This is a genomic window from Streptomyces olivochromogenes (assembly GCF_021538895.1).
GTDB lineage: Bacteria > Actinomycetota > Actinomycetes > Streptomycetales > Streptomycetaceae > Streptomyces > Streptomyces olivochromogenes_A.
Genome location: NZ_JADDRL010000105.1, coordinates 1 through 18,235, shown reverse-complemented (window position 1 = coordinate 18,235; position 18,235 = coordinate 1). Strand labels below are relative to the sequence as shown.

Here is an 18,235-nt window from a genome sequence, read left to right as displayed (position 1 = left end):
GGTCACACGTTCACCGTCACTTCCACGTGCGACCTCCCTCTCATCCGGCATCCCGAGCGCAACCGCTGCCCTTAGACTCCCTCGCGTGACACGTCGCGGGCCGGTTGGCAAGATGGCCCGAGCGGTCGGCAAGGTGCGGTAACAGGGAGGAAGCGTCTCGTGAGCAGCAGGCCATCCCGAGGCGCTGCTCGCCTCGCAGCCATACTCGACGCGCTTCCCGACGCGTTGGTGCTGGTCAACGCGAACGGAACCGTGGTCAACGCCAACACGATCGCCCTGGAGGCCTTCGAGGCGCCGGGTACTGCGTTGGTGGGGCGGGGCCTGCTCGATCTGCTGCCGCAGTTCGACTCCAAGCTGATCCCGGGCTCCATGCGGCGGCCCGACTCCATGGACCCGCACGGGCGGACCAAGCCGACTCGGATGATCGCCCGACGGACGGACGGGAGCGAGTTCCCCGTCGAGGTCACCAGTGCGAACCTGGAGAACGGACAGCAGGCGTACGACGGTTACGGCTACACCGGCGACGAGCTGCTGATGCTCGTCGTACGCGACCTGTCCGGCACCGTGGACACCGAGGCCGAGCTCGCGCGCTCGCAGCGGCAGACCGAGATGATCCTGCGGGCCGCCTCGGAGGGTGTCGTCGGCACCGACACCGACGGCCGGATCGTGCTCGTCAACCCGGCGGCCGCCCAGATAATGGGGTACCGGGCCGGCGAGCTCGGCGGCAAGGAGCTGCACACCCTCTTCCTGCACTCCCGCCCCGACGGCTCGCCCTTCCCGTACGGGGAGTCGCCCCTCGCCGACACCCTGCGCTCCGGACGCAAGCACCGGGTGCGCGGGCAGGTGATGTGGTCCAAGGGCGACCAGAAGGTGCCGGTCGACCTGACGACGGCGCCCGTGCGCGACGGCGACCAGCTGGTCGGCGCCGTGATGACCTTCACCGACCGGCGGCCGTACGACAGCCTCACCGACGAGAAGGACGCGGCCGAGCAGCGGCACGCGCAGGAGCTGGGGCGGCTCTCCGAGGAGCACGCCGCCGACCTCACCGCGCTGCGCCAGCAGCACGTCACCGAGCTGGAGGAGCTGCGCGAGCGGCACACGGAGGAGCTGGCGGCCGGCGAGGACCGGTACGCCGCGCTCGGCGAACGGGAGAAGGACCGCTACGAGGCCTTGTCCGGCCGGCACGAGCAGCTGCTCACCCTGCTGGCCCGCTCCCTGCGCGGGCCCCTCGACGAGCTGCGCCGCGAGCTGGCCGCCCTGGCCGCCGACGACGCCGGCCAGCTGTGGCCCGAGGCCAACCAGGTGCTCCACCACCTCTCGGCCGGCTACTCGCGCATCACCCAGCTCATCGACAACGTGCTCGGCTACCAGCGGCTGGACGCGGGCACCGAGGACATCACCCGTACGAAGGTGATGCTCGACGCCGTCGTCGCCGCCGGTGTCGACGGGGCCGTCGACCTCATCGGGCCGGGACGCGTGCAGTTCGCCGTGCACGCGCCGCCCATCGAGGCCGAGGTCGACCCGCAGCGGCTCGCGACCGCGCTCGCGCATCTCGTCGCGGACGTGGCCGGGGTCGACGCCACCGGCAACGCGCCCGTGTCGGCGGGCGGTTATATGGACAACACGGTCGTCGTCGCGGCGGCGCAGCGCGGCGAGGTCGTCCGCATCGAGGTGCGCGGTCCGTACGCCGGGGGAGACCCGGTGCACGAGCCGATCGTCCGGGGGATCGTGCGGGCGCACGGCGGTGTGCTGCAGACGCACGAGGTGCCGGGCATGAGCGGCAGCGCGTACGTGCTGGAGGTGCCGCTGGGCGGTGGCGCGGGAGCCGTCGCCGCCCCGGCCCCCGCGGTCGACGCGGCCCCGGCCGTCGACGAGGGCGGTCCCGACGAGAGTGCCCCGGCCGACCAGACCTCCGGTGGCGGACGGCGGCGGGCCCGGCGGTCCTCCGTGGACGCCTTCCTGGAGAGCGAGGTCCCCGGCGAGTCCGGCGGTGCCGAGGCGGAGGCGCCCGTACCGACCGGACGGCGCCGGGGGCGTGCGGCCGAGGGCCCGGCGCCCGTGGCCATCGAGAGCGGCGAGGGCTCCAGCGGCGGCACGGGACGGCGACGCGGCCGGCCGGCCGAGGACGCCACAGGCGACGAGAGTGTGTCCGAGGGTGCCGTGCTGACCGCGGCCGAGCACGCGGCGGGGACCGCCGCCGTCGGCTCGGGGCTCGGCGGGACCGTACCGCCGCAGGGCGTGCCCGCACCGACCGGGCGGCGTGCCCGGCGCGACAACGGCGAACGCCAGGCGCTGCCGCCCGCGCTGCCCGCGGCGCCCGCGGTCGGTTCCGCCGCGCCCGCGGACGAGGCCGTCGAGGCCCCCGCGGCCGACGACGCGCAGCCGACCGGGCGCCGTCGACGCGCCCTGGCCGCCGCGCAGGAGCGTGCCGCCGCGCAGGAGGCGGGGGCCCGCACGGTCTTCGCGCTGCCGCCCGCGGAGGCGGATCGCTCGCCCGAGGCCGGTGCCGGCAGTGCCGGTGCCCAGGTCGTGGACGGGCAGGGGTCCGGACAGGTTCCGGTGCGGGCTCAGGTGCCCGCAGACGGTGTGCCGATCGCGCTTCCGGGTGGTTCCCAGGTCGACGACGGCCGGCACGATGCCGTGGCGCACCACCAGGCCGAGGACCACACCCCGCCGCAGCCGCACCCCACCAGCGCGCCGACGGGCCGCCGCCGACGGGCCGTGGCCCAGCCGGCGGAGGTGTCCGGCACGCCCGCACAGGGAGTGCCCGCGCAGGAGACCGCCGGGCAGGCCGTTGCGGCACAGGGCACGCCCGCCCAGGGGGTGCCGGTGCAGGCCGCTCCGGCGGGGCAGGCCGGTATGCCGGTCCAGCCCGGCCTCGTGGCACCGGCGGCCCCCGCCCCGCAGGCACTGCCGAGTGCTCCCGTGCCCGCGCAGGGCACCGTGGGTCAGGGCGTGCAGATGGCGCCCGGCCAGCCGGTCCCCGCGCAGATGGCTCAGGCGCAGTTGGCTCCGGCACAGCCGGTGCCGCCGCAGGCGCTCGTCGCCCCCGCTCTTCCCGGCCAGGACGCCGGGCAGAACGCCGGACAGCCCGCCCCGGGTCAGCTCCCGGCCGCCCAGCCGCTCCCCGCGGAGGCGGTCGGCGTTCCGGTCACCCCCGGCCAGGCGGTCCCGGCGCAGGCCGGTCCGGCGACCCCGCCCCAAGGGGTCCCGGCCCAGCAGAACGCCCCCGGTCAGGCCCCCGTGGCCCAGCCGGCTCCCACCCCGAACGCGCACGACACCGCCGGCGCCGGCACCCCGCTGCCGCCGGAGCACCCCGCCGCGCAGTCGCGCGCTGCCCAGCCGCTGCCCGCCGAGGCGGCGGCCGCGGCCGCCGCGCCCGTCGACCCCAACTCGACGCAGGGGCGGGCGATCAGCGTGCGGACGCTGGGCCAGGGCGTGCCGTTCAGCAGGCAGGCGCTGCAGGTCCAGCAGCCGACGGCCACCCCGCCCCCGCATGCGTCGAGCGGTTCCGGCCGCCGCCGCAAGCTGGGCACGCCGCCCGACCCGGCCGCGCGCACCGAGCAGCGCCCGGAGCAGGCGGCCCGCCCGCACCCGCCGACCGAGCAGTCGGCCGCGCAGCCGTCGGCGGCCGGACAGTCCCGGCCGGCCCCGGCCCTTGAGGGCCCCGGACGGTCGTACGCCATAGGCGCCCCGGACGAGAACGCCGCCGAGGGTCCCGAGCCGCTGGACGGGCCGGGCGGCGCGATCGAGATCGCGGACACCCCGCGCCCGCAGCCGATGGACGACGAGCTGCCGCCGGAGCCGCTGGACAACCCGCGGCGGCTGCTGGTGTGGCCCGCCCCGGACGTCACGACCCAGCAGGCGCTCAGCGACCGCGGCTACCGGCCGGTCATCGTGCACTCGCGCGAGGAGGTCGACGCGCAGATCGCGGCGTTCCCGGCCGCGTTGTTCGTGGACCCGCTGACCGGGCCGATCACCCGTACCGCGCTCCAGTCGCTGCGGCAGGCCGCCGTGGCGGCGGAGGTGCCGGTGCTGGTCACGGCCGGGCTCGGACAGGCGACGCGGGAGGCGGCGTACGGCGCCGATCCCGCCGTCCTGCTGAAGGCGCTCGCCCCGCGGGACAGCGAGCAGCACCCGCCGCGCGTGCTGCTCATCGAGGAGCACGCGGAGATCGCGCTGGCGCTGACCTCGACGCTGGAGCGGCGCGGGATGCAGGTCGCGCGGGCAGCGAGCGACGCCGACGCGGTGACGCTGGCCGGGCAGCTCAGGCCGAACCTGGTCGTGATGGACCTGATGCAGGTGCACCGTCGGCAGGCCGGGATCATCGACTGGCTGCGGGCGAACGGGCAGCTCAACCGCACCCCGCTCGTCGTCTACACGGCGGCCGTCGACCAGGCGGACCTGCCGCGGCTGGCCTCCGGCGAGACGGTGCTGTTCCTGGCCGAGCGCTCCACGAGCCCCGAGGTACAGGGCCGGATCGTGGACCTGCTGGCCAGGGTCGGCACCAACTAGGCCCCGGCCGACCGATGATCAGGCGGCCGGCTTCGGGGCGATAGGGCGGCGGGCCGCCTCCTTGACCCAGGCCCGCAGGCGTGCGCGGTCGGAGTCCTCGGTGCCCGCGAGCGCGGCGGCCTTCTTCGGGCAGTGGTCCCGGCGCCGGTGTGGGCGACCACGTCGGTGCCGGTACGGGGGTGACGCGGGCCGCGCCGGGCGGGGTGCCGTGGAGCACCTCACCCGGCGTGAGGCCGTGTCGCTCAGAGGCGGGTGACGTCCAGCTCCCCCTCCGCGTACCGCCTGCGCAGCACCTTCTTGTCGAACTTGCCCACGCTCGTCTTCGGCACCGCCTCGATGACCGTCCAGCGCTCCGGGAGCTGCCACTTGGCGATCTTCGCCTCCTCGGCGAGGAAGGTGCGCAGGGTCGCGAAGTCGGTGCTGGAGCCCTCCCTCAGGACGACCGTGGCCAGCGGGCGCTCGCCCCACTTGTCGTCGGGCACGGCGACCACGGCGGCCTCGGCGACGTCCGGGTGGGACATCAGGGCGTTCTCCAGGTCCACCGAGGAGATCCACTCGCCGCCGGACTTGATGACGTCCTTGGCCCGGTCGGTGAGGGTGAGGAAGCCGTCGGGGCTGATGACGCCGACGTCGCCCGTCTTCAGCCAGCCGTCCTCGCTGAACTTGTCGGCGGGACGCAGCGGTTCGGCGTCGGGGCCGTTGTAGTAGGCGCCCGCGATCCACGGGCCGCGCACCTCCAGCTCGCCGGCGGACTCGCCGTCCCAGGGCAGGCGCTCGCCGCCGGGGCCGGTGAGGCGGGCCTCGACGCCGGCCGGGAAGCGGCCCTGGGTGAGGCGGTAGGCGAACTCGTCCTCGGTGCCGATCGCGTGGGCCGGCGGGCGGGCCACCGTGCCCAGCGGGGAGGTCTCCGTCATGCCCCAGGCGTGGCAGACCCGCATGCCGAGCTCGTCGAAGGCCTTCATGAGGGAGGGCGGGCAGGCCGAGCCGCCGATGGTGACCTGGGTGAGCGAGGAGACGTCCCGGGGCTTGGCGTTGAGCTCGGCGAGCAGGCCCTGCCAGATGGTGGGGACGGCGGCCGCGTGGGTCGGCCTCTCGCTCTCGATCATCTCGGCGAGCGGGGCCGGCTGCAGGAAGCGGTCCGGCATCAGCATGTTGACGCCGGTCATGAAGGTGGCGTGCGGCAGGCCCCAGGCGTTGACGTGGAACTGAGGCACCACGACGAGCGAGGTGTCCTGGTCGGTCAGGCCCATCGACTCGGTCATGTTGACCTGCATGGAGTGCAGGTAGATCGAACGGTGGCTGTAGACCACGCCCTTGGGGTCGCCGGTGGTGCCGGAGGTGTAGCACATGGCGGCGGCCTGGCGTTCGTCGATCTCCGGCCAGTCGAACGTCGTCGGCTTGTCCGCGATCAGCTCCTCGTACTCGTGCACCCGGGCCGTGGCACCGGCCAGCGGGGCGCGGTCGCCGGGGCCGGAGACGACGATGTGCTCGACCGTCTTCAGGCTGGGCAGCAGCGGGGCGAGCAGGGGGATCAGCGAGCCGTTGACGATGATCACGCGGTCGGCGGCGTGGTTGACGATCCAGGCCAGCTGCTCGGCGGGCAGCCGGAGGTTGAGGGTGTGCAGCACCGCGCCCATGGAGGGGATCGCGAAGTACGCCTCGACGTGCTCGGCGTTGTTCCACATCAGGGTGGCGACCCGGTCGTCGCCCCGGATGCCGAGGTCGTCGCGCAGGGCGTTCGCGAGCCGCACCGCGCGGGCGCCCGCCTCGGCGAAGCTGCGCCGCTGGGGCTCGCCCTCCCCGGTCCAGGTGGTGATCTGGGACTGTCCGTGAACCAGCACACCGTGCACAAGGATGCGGGTGACGGTCAGCGGTACGTCCTGCATGGTGCTCAGCACGGAGTCCTCCCGGGGCGGCACTGCCTACGCGGTAGTAAGGGCTGCGCTGATTCTGCGCACATACCGCTCGGTATGTCACTAGGGGAGGCAGGTTCCCTTCGCTACATCACCAGTCCGAGTTCGGGATCCTCGCGCAGCTTGCCGAGCGCCCGCGACACCGCCGACTTCACGGTCCCCACGGACACCCCGAGCACCTCGGCCGTCTGAGCCTCGCTCAGATCCTCGTAGTACCGCAGCACGACCATCGCCCGCTGCCGCGCGGGAAGTCTCGTGATCGCCCGCCACATCGCGTCGTGCAGCGCCTGGCGCTCCGCCGGGTCGTCCCCGCCGGGCACGGGCTCCGGCTCGGGCAGTTCGTCGCACACGAACTCGTCGACCTTGCGCTTGCGCCACTGCGAGGTCCGCGTGTTCAGCAGGGCCCGGCGCACATAGCCGTCGAGCGCCCGGTGGTCCTCGATCCGCTCCCAGGCCACGTACGTCTTGGTGAGCGCGGTCTGCAGCAGGTCCTCCGCGTCGCTCGGGTTCGCGGTCAGCGACCGGGCGGTACGCAGCAGCACCGGCTGACGGGCCCGGACGTACGAGGAGAACGACGGGTACGTGCAGGTCCCCCCCGTCGAACGGAGTCGAGGCTGAGGGAGGGTCTGCGGGGTGGCGACGTTCGAAGCGCTGGTGCAGACGGGTGTGGTCATGGCTCCACGCTATGAGCGGGGCCCGCTTCGGCGGATCGGCCGCAGGTCCCGAAGCAGAGTCCGCCTCAGGTTGTAGGAATGGGGCCGGCTACACCTCCTGAAGGTGGACGGGGGAGAGCACCCCCTACGGGTTCAACCCTGAGGACTCAGCCCTCCGTCGCAAGAACCAGCCCCGACGTCGGCACCCCCGTCCCCGCCGTCACCAGGACCCGGCCCGCCCCGGGCACCTGGTTCACCGCCGTGCCCCGCACCTGCCGCACGCCTTCCGCGATCCCGTTCACCCCGTGCAGATACGCCTCCCCCAGCTGTCCCCCGTGCGTGTTCAGCGGCAGCCGCTCCTCGGCCACGAAGTCCGCCGCCTCCCCCCTGCCGCAGAACCCGAACTCCTCCAACTGCATCAGGACGAACGGGGTGAAGTGGTCGTAGAGGATGCCCACGTCGATGTCGGCCGGGGCCAGCCCCGAGGTGCGCCACAGCTGGCGGGCCACCACGCCCATCTCCGGCAGCCCGCTCAGGTCGTCGCGGTAGAAGCTGGTCATCTGCTCCTGGGCGCGGCCGGCCCCCTGCGCGGCGGCCGCGATCACGGCGGGCGGGTGTGGCAGGTCGCGGGCCCGCTCCACCGAGGTGACGACCAGGGCCTGTCCGCCGTCCGTCTCCTGGCAGCAGTCGAGGAGCCGCAGCGGTTCGACGATCCAGCGCGAAGCCGCGTGGTCGGCGAGCGTGATCGGGCGGCCGTGGAAGTAGGCCGCCGGATTGGTCGCCGCGTACTTGCGGTCCACGACGGCCACCTGCCCGAACGCCTCCGGTCCCAGGCCGTACGTGTGCAGATAGCGCTGCGCCGCCATGGCCACCCAGGACGCCGGCGTGAGCAGTCCGAACGGCAGCACCCAGCCGAGCGCCGCGCCCTCCGCCGACGGCTCCCGGTGCTGCACGCCCGAGCCGAACCTGCGTCCCGACCGCTCGTTGAACGCCCGGTAGCAGACCACCACCTCGGCCACGCCCGTCGCCACCGCGAGGGCCGCCTGCTGGACGGTCGCGCAGGCCGCGCCGCCGCCGTAGTGGATCCGGGAGAAGAAGGACAGCTCCCCGATGCCGCAGGCCTGGGCCACCGTGATCTCCGGGCTGGTGTCCATCGTGAACGTCACCATCCCGTCCACGTCGCCCGGTGTCAGCCCGGCGTCGTCGAGCGCGGCCCGCACCGCCTCCACCGCCAGCCGCAGTTCGCTGCGGCCCGAGTCCTTGGAGAACTCCGTGGCGCCGATGCCGACGACGGCCGCGCGTCCGCCGAGCGAGTCCCCGGTCCGTACGCTCACCCCGCACCCCCTGTCGGCACGGTGACCGTCACCGTCCCGGTCACGTGCTTGCCGATGCCGTTGGCCCCGACCACCCGGACCGTGGCGGTGTCGCCGTCCACCTCCTCGATCCTGCCGGTCAACACCATCGTGTCGCCGGGGTAGTTGGGCGCCCCGAGCCGGATGGCGACCTTGCGGAGCACCGCGGTCGGGCCGAAGTGGTCCGTGATGTACCTGCCGACCAGGCCGTTCGTGGTCAGGATGTTCATGAACACGTCCGGGGAGCCCCTGCGCCTCGCGAGCTCCGCGTCGTGGTGCACGTCCTGGTAGTCCCGGGACGCGATGGCGCCGGCCACGATCAGCGTGCGCGTGACCGGGATCTCCAGCGGCGGCAGCTCCGTGCCCGCCCTCAGCTGCGGCGTCACCGCCATGGCTCACTCCCCATTCGCGATCAACTCCCCCAGTTCCTGGAGCACTTCGGCTCCGCAGCCGAGATAGGCGTCCAGCTGGCGCCCCCACAGGAAGTGCCGGTGCACCGGATGGTCGAGGTCGGCGCCCGCGCCGCCGTGCAGATGCTGACCCGCGTGCACCACCCGCCGGCCCGCCTCGGACGCCCACCAGGCGGCGGTCAGCGCGTGCGTGGCGTACGGCAGGCCCGCGTCCCGCCGCCAGGCCGCCTCGTACGCCGTCACCCGGATCGCCTCGGTGTCCAGGTGGGCGTCGGCGGCCCGGAGCTGAACGGCCTGCCGCGTGGCGAGCGGACGCCCGAACTGCTCCCGGCCGTTCACATGCGCCACGGCCCGCGCGAGCGACCCCGCGCACACGCCGGCCTGGAGCCCGGCGAAGGCGACGCGGGCGGTGGCCAGGTGGTCGGCGTAGGCGTGGGGGCCGTCGGGGTCCGGTTCCTCGCCGATGCGTTCCGCGCGGGCGCCCTCCAGGGTGAGGCGGCCCGCCGACCAGGGTGCGGTCAGCTCGACCGGGGTGACCGTGGTGCCCTCGCCGAGCGGAGCCAGCCACAGACGGCGATGGTCGTCGGCGACCAGGACGTGCGTGGCCTCACGCAGCCAGGGGACGACGGGGACGGTGCCGGTCAACTCGCCTTGGGAGGAGGCGCGTACGCCGCCCTGTGCCGGGAGCGCCCCGCTGACCACCACCGAGCCGTCGCCGATGCCCGGCAGCAGCCGGTCCCGCTGATCCGGGGTGCCGTGGGCCGTGAGTGCCAGGAGGCCGTGGACACAGGTGGCCGCGTACGGCACCTGGGCCGTCGTGCGGCCCTGTTCCTCCAGGAGCAGCACCAGCCCGAGCAGGCCCAGCTCCTCCACCGCGGCGACCAGGCCCGCCCCGCACAGGGCCTTCCACAGTTCCGGGTCACCGCCGGTGCCGCAGCCGGCGAGCCGCTCCGGCGTGGCGAGGTCGCCGAAGATCCGCGCGGCCAGCGCGCGGGCCTCGTCCTGTTCCTGGGTGGGCGTGAAGTCCATGTCAGCCCTCGCCCTCGGTGACCCGGAAGACCGGCAGGACCAGCCCGTCCCCGTCGGCGCCCTCGGCTCCGTCCTCGTATCGCCGGAACTCCACCCGCACCGGCAGTCCGATGCGCACCTTGTCGTACGGCACCCCCACCACGTTGCTCACCATCCGCACGCCCTCGGCCAGTTCGATCAGGCCGACCGCGTAGGGAGGGTCGAACGCCGGGAAGGGCGGGTGGTGCATCACGACGTAAGAGTGGACCGTGCCCTCGCCGCTCGCCTCGACGGTGTCCCAGTCCAGGCAGCCGCACGCGTTGCAGCCGGGCAGCCAGGGGTGGCGCAGGGTGCCGCAGTCCGCGCAGCGCTGAATGAGCAGCTGCTGCCGGCTCACGCCCTCCCAGAAGCCGGCGTTGTCCCGGTTGACCACCGGGCGGGGGCGCCGGGGGCGTGGGGTCCGCTCCTTGCGGCGCGCCGGGGCGTACTTGAGGACGCGGAAGCGGTGGGTGCCCACCAGGTCCGCGCCCACGCGTATGTCCGTGCGGGTCGTGATGAAGTACCCCGTGCCGAGCTTGGTCGTCTTCCGCTCCGACACCGTCTCGATCACCGTGTCGAAGGTGACCTCGTCCCCCGGCCGCAGCGGCCGCAGGTACTCCTGCTCGCAGTCGGTGGCGACGATCGAGGTGCAGCCCGCCTCGTCGAGCTGGGCGAACAGGTCGTCGAACGTCTCGGTGCGGCCCTCGTGTCCGGACAGTCCGCCCATGGTCCACGCCTGAAGCATGGTGGGCGGAGCGACGGCCTCCGGCCCCTCGTACGCCGGGTTGGTGTCCCCCATCGCCTCGCACCAGTGCCGGATCATCGCCACGTTGACCGGATCCTTACCGGAACAGGCGAGAGCGGCGGCCTGCCCTTCGTACGCCGTGAGCCGCGCCCCCAACTCGTCGGGCGTGCCGGACGCGGACGGGCTTTCGTCGGGGACACTCACCGCTGGCGCCTTGGCGGGCGTGCCGGACGCGGACGGGTTCTTGTCAGGGACACTCACCGCTGCCGCCTTGGCGGACCTGCCGGACGCGGACGGGCTCTCGTCGGGCGTGCCGGTCACGGCAGCCGCCTCATTGGGCGTGCCGGTCACGGCTGCCCCCTCGCCGGGCGTGCCGATCCCGGCTACCGCCTCATTGGGCGTGCCGGTCCCGGCTGCCGCCACGGTCGGGCGAACACTCACCGCCGCCGCCTCGGCGGACCCGCCGGACACGGACGGGTTCTCGTCGGGCGTGCCGGTCAGGGCAGCCCCCTCGGCGGACCCGCCGATCCCTGCTGTCGCCTCGGTTGAACCACCGCGCACCGCCGCCGCCTCGGCCGACCCCTCGGACACGGCCGCCCCCTCGTCGGGCGTGCCGGTCACAGCAGTGCCTTCGTCGGGCCCGCCGCCCACCGCCGCCGTCTCGGCCGAGTCGCCGCTCACCGCCGCCACCTCAGCGGACCCACCGGGCACAACCGCCCCCTCGTCGGGCGTGCCGGTCACGGCAGCCGCCTCGTCGAGCCCGCCACGCACCGCCGCCCTCTCGGCCGACCCGCCGCTCACCGCCGCCACCTCAGCCGACCCACCAGGCACAACCGCCCCCTCGTCAAGCCCGCCACTCACCGCCGCCACCTCGCCAGGCCAACCACTCACCGCCGCCCTCTCGGCCGACCCGCCGCTTACGACCGCGCCCTCGTCGGGCGGGCGGGTCACGGCAGCCCCCTCGGCCGACCCGCCGCTCACCGCCGCCCCTTCGCCAGGCCCGCCACTCACCGTCGCCCCCGCGTCAATCCGAGCCGCATCGTCGCGACGATCTCCCGTTGCACCTCGCTCACCCCGCCCCCGAACGTGTTGATCTGCGCCGCCCTGTTCAGCCGTTCCAGTTCGCCGTCCTCGAACGCGCCCGGAGATCCCGAACGCACCAGCCCCGCCAGCCCGTCCGTCCCGATCGCGTGCTGGCACATCCGGTACACCGCCACGGCCGACTCGGTCCCCGCGACCTTCACGCCGCTCGCGTCGCCGGGCGCCAGCCGGCCCGCCCCCACGTCGCCCACCAGGCGCCAGTTGAGCAGCCGCGTCGCCGCCAGCCGGGCGTGCGCCTCGGCCAGCTGCGCCCGCACCCACGGCTCCTCGATCCGGCGCCGTCCGGTCACCGCATCGGGCGTGCGGGCGGCGGTGAGCGCGGCCGCGTGGAAGTCCTCGGCCTGCATGCCGACGGCGGCGAGGGCGACCCGCTCGTGGTTCAGCTGGCTGGTGATCAGCGACCAGCCCTCGTGCTCGGCGCCGACGAGGTTCTCGGCGGGCACCTGGACCCCGTCGTAGTAGGTGGCCGTCGTCGTCTGTCCGCCCACCGTCTCGATCGGCGTCCACGAGAAGCCGGTCGCGTCGGTGGGGACGATTACGATCGAGATGCCGCGGTGCTTGGGCGCCTCGGGGTCGGTGCGGCAGGCGAGCCAGATCCAGTCGGCGTGCTGGGCGCCGGAGGTGAACACCTTCTGCCCGTCGATCCGCCAGCCGTCGCCCTCGCGCACGGCCCGGGTCCGCAGCGACGCCAGGTCGGTGCCGGCGGACGGCTCGGTGTAGCCGATCGCGAAGACGACCTCCCCGCGCAGGATCCGGGGCAGGAAGAAGTTCTTCTGCTGCTCGCTGCCGTACTTCATCAGCGTGGGCCCGACGGTGTTCAGGGTGACCATCGAGACGGGGGCGCCCGCGCGGTACGCCTCGTCGAAGAACACGAACTGCTCGTCGGCGCCCCGGCCCTGACCGCCGTACTCGACCGGCCAGCCGAGCCCGAGCAGTCCGTCGGCGCCGATGCGGCGCAACAACGTCCGCTGGGCCGACGGATCGGACGGACCGGGCGAGCCGGTCGGATCGAACGGGTCGGACGGGTCGGACAAGTCGGGTCGGCCGTCCGGCATCAACGCCCGGAAGTACGCCCGGAGTTCGGCGCGCAGCCGCTGCTGGCGCTCGGTGGGGGCGAGGTGCACGGCGGGGGCCTCCCGACCTCGAACGGAACCACGACGGTGGGAACCGGAACGGCTTCGCCTCCGGCCCTCCGCACACAGGGACGGTTTCTGACTGTCCGTCAGATACCGTCGAGTGTCAAGGTCACGAACGGGCACGGGAAAACGCCTGCGCGGCGGTACCGAAGCACCGCCGCGCAGGCGCGTTACGACCCCACAAAGCACCCCACGAAGGGACTTCGGAGCCGACAGGCCGCACGGATTCCCCAATCCGCGCAGGGCAGCGCCGGCCCCGCCCGGCTCACCAGAGGTTCACGAAGTGGATGAGGACGTTCTCGTTGCCCTGATTGATGCCCGTGAAGGCGGAACCGTTGACCTGGGCGGTGTTGCTCTGGTTCGAGGCACCGGCGCCGACCGCGTTCTGCTGCGTGGTGGACGAGTTGCCGCTGTTGTTGTGGCCGACACCACTGCCGACGACGCTCGCCACGCCGGCGTTCGATCCGTCGTCCGCGAAGGCACCGTTGTCCGCCGCCGCGACACCGGTGAACAGTGCGGCTGCGAGCGGGATCGCGGAGACGGCGGCCAGAACACGGGCGGTACGGATGCTTGCCATGTTGTTCCTCCAGAACGAGTACCCACCGGACACATGGCCCGAGGCACGTCAAGTAAGGCTGCTACCAGGGAAGTTGGCCGACCACCCCGGCGGTTGTGCACGACGTCGCGAGTCCAGAGTTGCCCACCGAATCCCTGGTGAACCACCTCGGAAGGAGTGATTCGCCCTCAAGCGTGATGACAAGTCGATAAACCCCTATCGCCATCTTTGGTGATCTCATTCCCCAACGTCGCCGACAGGGACATCTCCACCCCAAGCGCCGCAAGCGAGGAATCGTTCCAGCACCTTTCCGGCCAACCTGCCGGGCCCGGCGAGTCGACCCCGACCCCTCTTCCCTTTTTCGAACGCACGTACGAACATGGGGGTATGGCCACCACAGACCGGCAGGCCACGACGCTGGCCCTCGCACACGCGCTGTCAGCCGCCGAACGCGGCCTGGCCGTCATCCCCCTGTCCCGGACGAAACTCCCGGCCCTGCGCTCCCCCCATCGCGACCACCCCGACCCCGCGCCCTGTCACGGCGAGTGCGGCCGCTTCGGCCACGGCGTGTACGACGCCTCGGCCGACCCGGCGCGCATCCGCGCGTTGTTCGCCGCGGCCCCCTGGGCCACCGGCTACGGCATCGCCTGTGGGCTGCCCCCGCACCACCTGATCGGCATCGACCTCGACACCAAGTCCGGTACGGACTCCTCGGCCGCCCTGCGCGAACTGGCGCTGCGGCACCTGTTCACCATCCCCGAGACGGTCGTGGTGCTCACCCCCAGCGGCGGCCGACACCTCTGGCTCAGCGGCCCGCCGGACGTCGTCGTCCCCAACTCGGCCGGCCGGCTCGCCCCCGGCATCGACATCCGGGGCGCCGGCGGCTACCTCGTGGGCCCCGGCTCCCGCACCGATCACGGCGTCTACGGCACCGCCCCCGGCACCGCGCACCTGGCTCCCGCCGTCTGTCCGCCCGCCCTGCTGCGCCTGCTCCTGCCACCACCGCGCCCGGCCCAGCCCACGCCGTCCGCGACCGGGGACCGCGGCCAGGGGCTGGTGCAGTTCGTCCTCGCCGCCCACCCGGGCCAGCGCAACACCCGCCTGTTCTGGGCGGCGTGCCGGGCCTATGAGAACGGCATCGGTCCGGCGCTCGTCGACCCCCTGGTCGACGCGGCCCGCAACACCGGCCTGTCCGAACACGAGGCCCGCGCGACGATCGCGTCGGCGGCGCGGATGACGGGGCACCATCCGTGAGTCCCACGTACACGAGAACGTGAAATCGGCGTACGCGAGAAGGGGTGTCTCCTCGTGAGAGACACCCCTTCGTAGCTTTATCGACCCTTTCGGTGCTTTCAGCGCTTTCGGTGCTTGGTCAGCGCCGGACGAGCCACACCGCTACCGCGACCACGAGGCCCATGACAGCGAGCGGGCCCAGGAACATTGCGGGGCTGAGATGTGCGAACATATTTCCTCCCGGAGCCGAAAAGGCTTTCCGCTAGACCAGAGCTCCGCCGCCACCACCGGCCTTGTTGCACCAGACCTCTTCGCTCGCGGTCCAGCTGGAGCCCGTCTCGAGCTTCGCGGTCCATACGGTCGAGGCGTGGGCCAGGCCGCGCGCGTCGATCCACGTGTCGGGCTTGGTGTTCGAGAATTCGCTGAACGGCACGAAGTTCCGGTGGCCGGCCTCGCCCTTGTAAATCTTGTCGATCTTCGTGTTGTTCTTGTGGAACAGCACGGAAATCCTGACCTGGCTCACCTTGACGCCCATGACCTTGTCGGTCTTGGTGTACCAGGCCGACCGGTCTCCCGCGCGAATGGCACCGAACGAGCCGAATCCGTCCCGCCACCCGGACGACGCCTGGAGGCCGGAGGCGTCGGCCGTTCCCTCGGCGCTGCTCTCCCCGTCGGCACCGCCGCTCTCGGTTTCGAGAACCACGTCACCGCCGTTGAGGACCTTCGTGCCGGAGCCCGCCGCCGACGCCCCGGACACGGGCCGGCTCGCGAACTCCAGGAAGTCCTTGACGTGGCCGGGGTCACCGATGATGTGCAGGAACTCGACCTGGTCGGCCTCGGACAGCGCCTTGAACTCCCCGAGGGTCTCGGCGGCCCCGCCACCCGGATTCTCCGATTCCTGCCCGGCGAGCCATGCCATGTAGGCGGAAGGCGTCGACGTGGGATTCTCGGCGGCGGACGCGGTACCACCGACCGCCGCGAGAGACATCACACAGAAAACGCCCGCGATTCCGGCACCGAGAATCGACTTCACCTTCACTGCTTCCCCCTTGCATTCACTTGTCACCCCGCCCCGCGGCAATCCCGAAGGAATCCACGGAAGAGACTGGTCGGGTCTCTCGGAAATCAATTCCGGCGAGCAATGGCATGAGCATAGCGAGCCGCCGTCGACCGGGAAGAGCCATCACGGAATGCTGAGCATCTTTTGAGCTTCCGATGCCGGAGGGCCGGCGACGAAAAGACCCGGCGTATGGGACTCACTCCGGCATCCCGGAAGCCGCGCGGCTCTGATCACCTCGCCGAGGCCACGGGCCGACATGCCACCGGCCGCCGATTGGCCCTCGCCCTAAAGCGGCGTGTCAGGGGAGACTGCGGGTCTGGTTCCTTACGCGAAGGAGTGGTGATGCAGGTAGCCGTAGTCACCTTCGACGGGTTCAACGAGCTCGACAGCTTCATCGCCGCCGCGCTGATCAACCGGTGCCGCAAGGACGGTCTGGAAGCCTTCATCACGACGCCGACGCCGGTGGTCACGTCGATGAACGGCGTCGAGGTGACCGGGCAGCGCCCGATGGAGTTCGTGACCGAGGCCGAGGTCGTGCTGATCGGCAGCGGCGTGAAGGCACGGGACGTGGTCGCCGACGACCAACTGATCTCCCGGCTCCGGCTCGACCCCTCGCGACAGCTCATCGGATCCCAGTGCTCCGGCGCGCTGGTGCTCGCCCGGCTGGGGCTGCTGAACGGCATGCCGGTCTGCACGGACATGAAGACCAGGCCCTTCGTCGAAGCGTGCGACGTCACCGTGCTGGACGCGCCGTTCCACTCCGAGGGGAACATCGCGACGGCGGGTGGCTGCCTGGCGTCCCAGTACCTCGCGACCTGGGTGATCACCCGCACGCTGGGAGAGAACGCCGCGCGCGACGTGCTCGACTACGTGGCTCCCGTCGGCGAGAACCGCGAGACCGTCGACCGCGCCCTGCGCGCCGTCCGGACGGGCGAGGCCGCACTGCACTGACACCCGGCCGCTCGGCTGGCCACAGAGTCAGCAGCCGGCCGGCGATCCACACCAGCATGAGCGTGCACGGTTCCCCCTCGCTTCTCGACCGCGCACAACGGCCCCTGACCGGACTGACCGGTCAGGGGCCGTTGTTCTGGCGGTGGGTGTGGGATTTGAACCCACGGTGACATCGCTGCCACGACGGTTTTCAAGACCGTTCCCTTAGGCCGCTCGGGCAACCCACCCCGCGTCCGCCCATGTGGTGCGGAGCGGGTACAGCGTACCCGGCGGGCGCGCTCGCACGGGACGGTGATCCTGTGACGGGGCGGTGAGCCGCGTGGCCAAAGGGGTGTCGGCGGTGGGGAGTCAGGCAGTGGGCGCGGCCTGCGGGCCGGGCGTCAGCTGTCGCCCGACCGGGCGCCCAGGGTCAGATCGACCGTGTGCTCCTGGCCGCCGCGCTCGTAGGTGATCTTGACCGTGTCGCCCGGCTTGTGCGTCCAGATCTCGCCGATCAGGGTCGGGCCGGAGTCGATCACATGGTCGTCGAGCTTGGTGATGACGTCGCCGGGCTTGAGGCCCGCCTTCTCCGCGGGACCACCCGTCTCGACCGCGGCGGAGCCGCTGGCACCCGTGTCCGTGATCTTCGCGCCCTCGGTGGTGTCCTCCAGGGAGACGGACGCGCCGATCTTGGCGTAGACGGGCTTGCCGGTCTTGATCAGCTGCTGGGCGACGTACTTGGCCTGGTTGATCGGGATGGCGAAGCCCAGGCCGATCGAGCCGGACTGGCCGGAGCCGCCCAGACCGCCGCTGCTGGAGGACTGGATCGCGGAGTTGATGCCGATGACCGCGCCGCCCGCGTCGAGCAGGGGGCCGCCGGAGTTGCCCGGGTTGATGGACGCGTCGGTCTGCAGGGCGCTCATGTAGGAGGCCTTGCTGGAGGCGCTGCCGTCGCTGGAGGCGACCGGGCGGTTCTTGGCGCTGATGATGCCGGTCGTCACCGTGTTGGACAGGCCGAACGGGGCGCCGATGGCGATCGTCTCGTCCCCCACGGCCACCTTGTCGGAGTCACCGAGGGCGAGCGGCTTGAGGTCGGAGGGGGCGTTCTTGAGCTTGATGACCGCGACGTCGTAGCCCTGGGCGTGTCCGACGACCTCGGCGTCGAACTTCTTGCCGCTGGGGAAGGTCGCGGTGAGCTTGCCGCCGTCCACGGCGTCGGCCACGACGTGGTTGTTCGTGACGATGTGGCCCTGGGTGTCGAAGACGAACCCGGTGCCGGTGCCGCCCTCGCCGTTCGTCGACTCGGCCTCGATGGTGACCGTGCTGGGCAGCGCCCTGGCGGCGACGGCCGCGATGGTGCCCGGGGAGCGCTTGATCTGGGAGACGCCGTTGTCGGAGGCGGAGACGGTGGTGGAGCCGGTCTCATCGTGGTTCTTGGCCAGGGTGTAGCCGAGTCCGCCACCCAGACCGCCCGCGACCAGCGCGGCCACCAGGATGGCGGCGACCATCCCGCCGCGCCCGCTGCGGGGCTTCGGCGCGGGCTGCTGGTACCCCGAGCCCCAGCCGGATCCCGCGCCGGCGCCG

General features: G+C 72.7%; 13 protein-coding genes and 1 tRNA gene. 3 read left to right on the top strand and 11 right to left on the bottom strand.

The window, feature by feature from the left end; translation table 11 throughout:
- Positions 1–159 precede the first annotated feature (159 nt).
- Positions 160–4,515 (top strand): PAS domain-containing protein, encoded by a 4,356-nt coding sequence (locus IPZ69_RS36320; RefSeq protein WP_235458960.1) that lies wholly within the window; start codon positions 160–162, stop codon positions 4,513–4,515.
- A gap of 242 nt (positions 4,516–4,757) precedes the next feature.
- Here IPZ69_RS36320 and IPZ69_RS36315 read toward each other — a convergent pair whose 3' ends face one another.
- The 8 genes from IPZ69_RS36315 to IPZ69_RS36275 all read right to left on the bottom strand — a co-directional run bounded on the left by IPZ69_RS36315 (position 4,758) and on the right by IPZ69_RS36275 (position 13,449).
- Positions 4,758–6,434, bottom strand: a complete 1,677-nt coding sequence (locus IPZ69_RS36315; protein WP_235458959.1) for a long-chain fatty acid--CoA ligase — start codon at positions 6,432–6,434, stop codon at positions 4,758–4,760.
- An 80-nt stretch (positions 6,435–6,514) separates the two neighbouring features.
- Positions 6,515–7,102 carry a SigE family RNA polymerase sigma factor gene (locus tag IPZ69_RS36310; RefSeq protein WP_235458958.1) on the bottom strand — a complete coding sequence of 196 codons (588 nt, stop codon included), beginning with the start codon at positions 7,100–7,102 and terminating at the stop codon, positions 6,515–6,517.
- 146 nt (positions 7,103–7,248) lie between these two features.
- On the bottom strand, positions 7,249–8,415 hold the full coding sequence (locus tag IPZ69_RS36305) for a lipid-transfer protein (RefSeq protein WP_235458957.1): 1,167 nt from the start codon (positions 8,413–8,415) through the stop codon (positions 7,249–7,251).
- Entirely contained in the window at positions 8,412–8,807 is a 396-nt protein-coding gene (locus IPZ69_RS36300; RefSeq protein ID WP_235458974.1) for a MaoC family dehydratase, read from the bottom strand. The genes IPZ69_RS36305 and IPZ69_RS36300 overlap by 4 nt, the downstream gene beginning before the upstream one ends.
- A 21-nt stretch (positions 8,808–8,828) precedes the next feature.
- On the bottom strand, positions 8,829–9,872 hold the full coding sequence (locus tag IPZ69_RS36295) for an acyl-CoA dehydrogenase family protein (protein WP_235458956.1): 1,044 nt from the start codon (positions 9,870–9,872) through the stop codon (positions 8,829–8,831).
- 1 nt (position 9,873) lies between these two features.
- Complete coding sequence (locus tag IPZ69_RS36290) at positions 9,874–10,839, bottom strand: bifunctional MaoC family dehydratase N-terminal/OB-fold nucleic acid binding domain-containing protein (protein WP_235458973.1); 966 nt, start codon at positions 10,837–10,839, stop codon at positions 9,874–9,876.
- Between the two features lie 803 nt (positions 10,840–11,642).
- Positions 11,643–12,860 (bottom strand): acyl-CoA dehydrogenase family protein, encoded by a 1,218-nt coding sequence (locus tag IPZ69_RS36280; RefSeq protein ID WP_235458955.1) that lies wholly within the window; start codon positions 12,858–12,860, stop codon positions 11,643–11,645.
- A gap of 277 nt (positions 12,861–13,137) precedes the next feature.
- The gene (locus IPZ69_RS36275; protein WP_235458954.1) at positions 13,138–13,449 is read right to left on the bottom strand and encodes a hypothetical protein; all 312 of its coding nucleotides are present in this window, start codon (positions 13,447–13,449) and stop codon (positions 13,138–13,140) included.
- 366 nt (positions 13,450–13,815) lie between these two features.
- Between IPZ69_RS36275 and IPZ69_RS36270 the strand changes: the two genes are divergently transcribed.
- Positions 13,816–14,682, top strand: a complete 867-nt coding sequence (locus IPZ69_RS36270) for a bifunctional DNA primase/polymerase (RefSeq protein ID WP_235458953.1) — start codon at positions 13,816–13,818, stop codon at positions 14,680–14,682.
- A 241-nt stretch (positions 14,683–14,923) separates the two neighbouring features.
- Here IPZ69_RS36270 and IPZ69_RS36265 read toward each other — a convergent pair whose 3' ends face one another.
- Positions 14,924–15,694, bottom strand: a complete 771-nt coding sequence (locus IPZ69_RS36265; RefSeq protein WP_235458952.1) for a hypothetical protein — start codon at positions 15,692–15,694, stop codon at positions 14,924–14,926.
- Between the two features lie 369 nt (positions 15,695–16,063).
- Here IPZ69_RS36265 and IPZ69_RS36260 point away from each other — a divergent pair, with 369 nt between their 5' ends.
- Entirely contained in the window at positions 16,064–16,672 is a 609-nt protein-coding gene (locus IPZ69_RS36260) for a DJ-1/PfpI family protein (RefSeq protein ID WP_235458951.1), read from the top strand.
- Between the two features lie 137 nt (positions 16,673–16,809).
- Here IPZ69_RS36260 and IPZ69_RS36255 read toward each other — a convergent pair.
- Together IPZ69_RS36255 and IPZ69_RS36250 are read right to left on the bottom strand one after the other, a co-directional pair.
- Positions 16,810–16,899: transfer RNA gene (locus tag IPZ69_RS36255), tRNA-Ser, on the bottom strand.
- Positions 16,900–17,052: 153 nt separating this feature from the next.
- A partial coding sequence (locus IPZ69_RS36250) for a S1C family serine protease (protein ID WP_235458950.1) occupies positions 17,053–18,235 on the bottom strand: 1,183 nt, incomplete at its 5' end.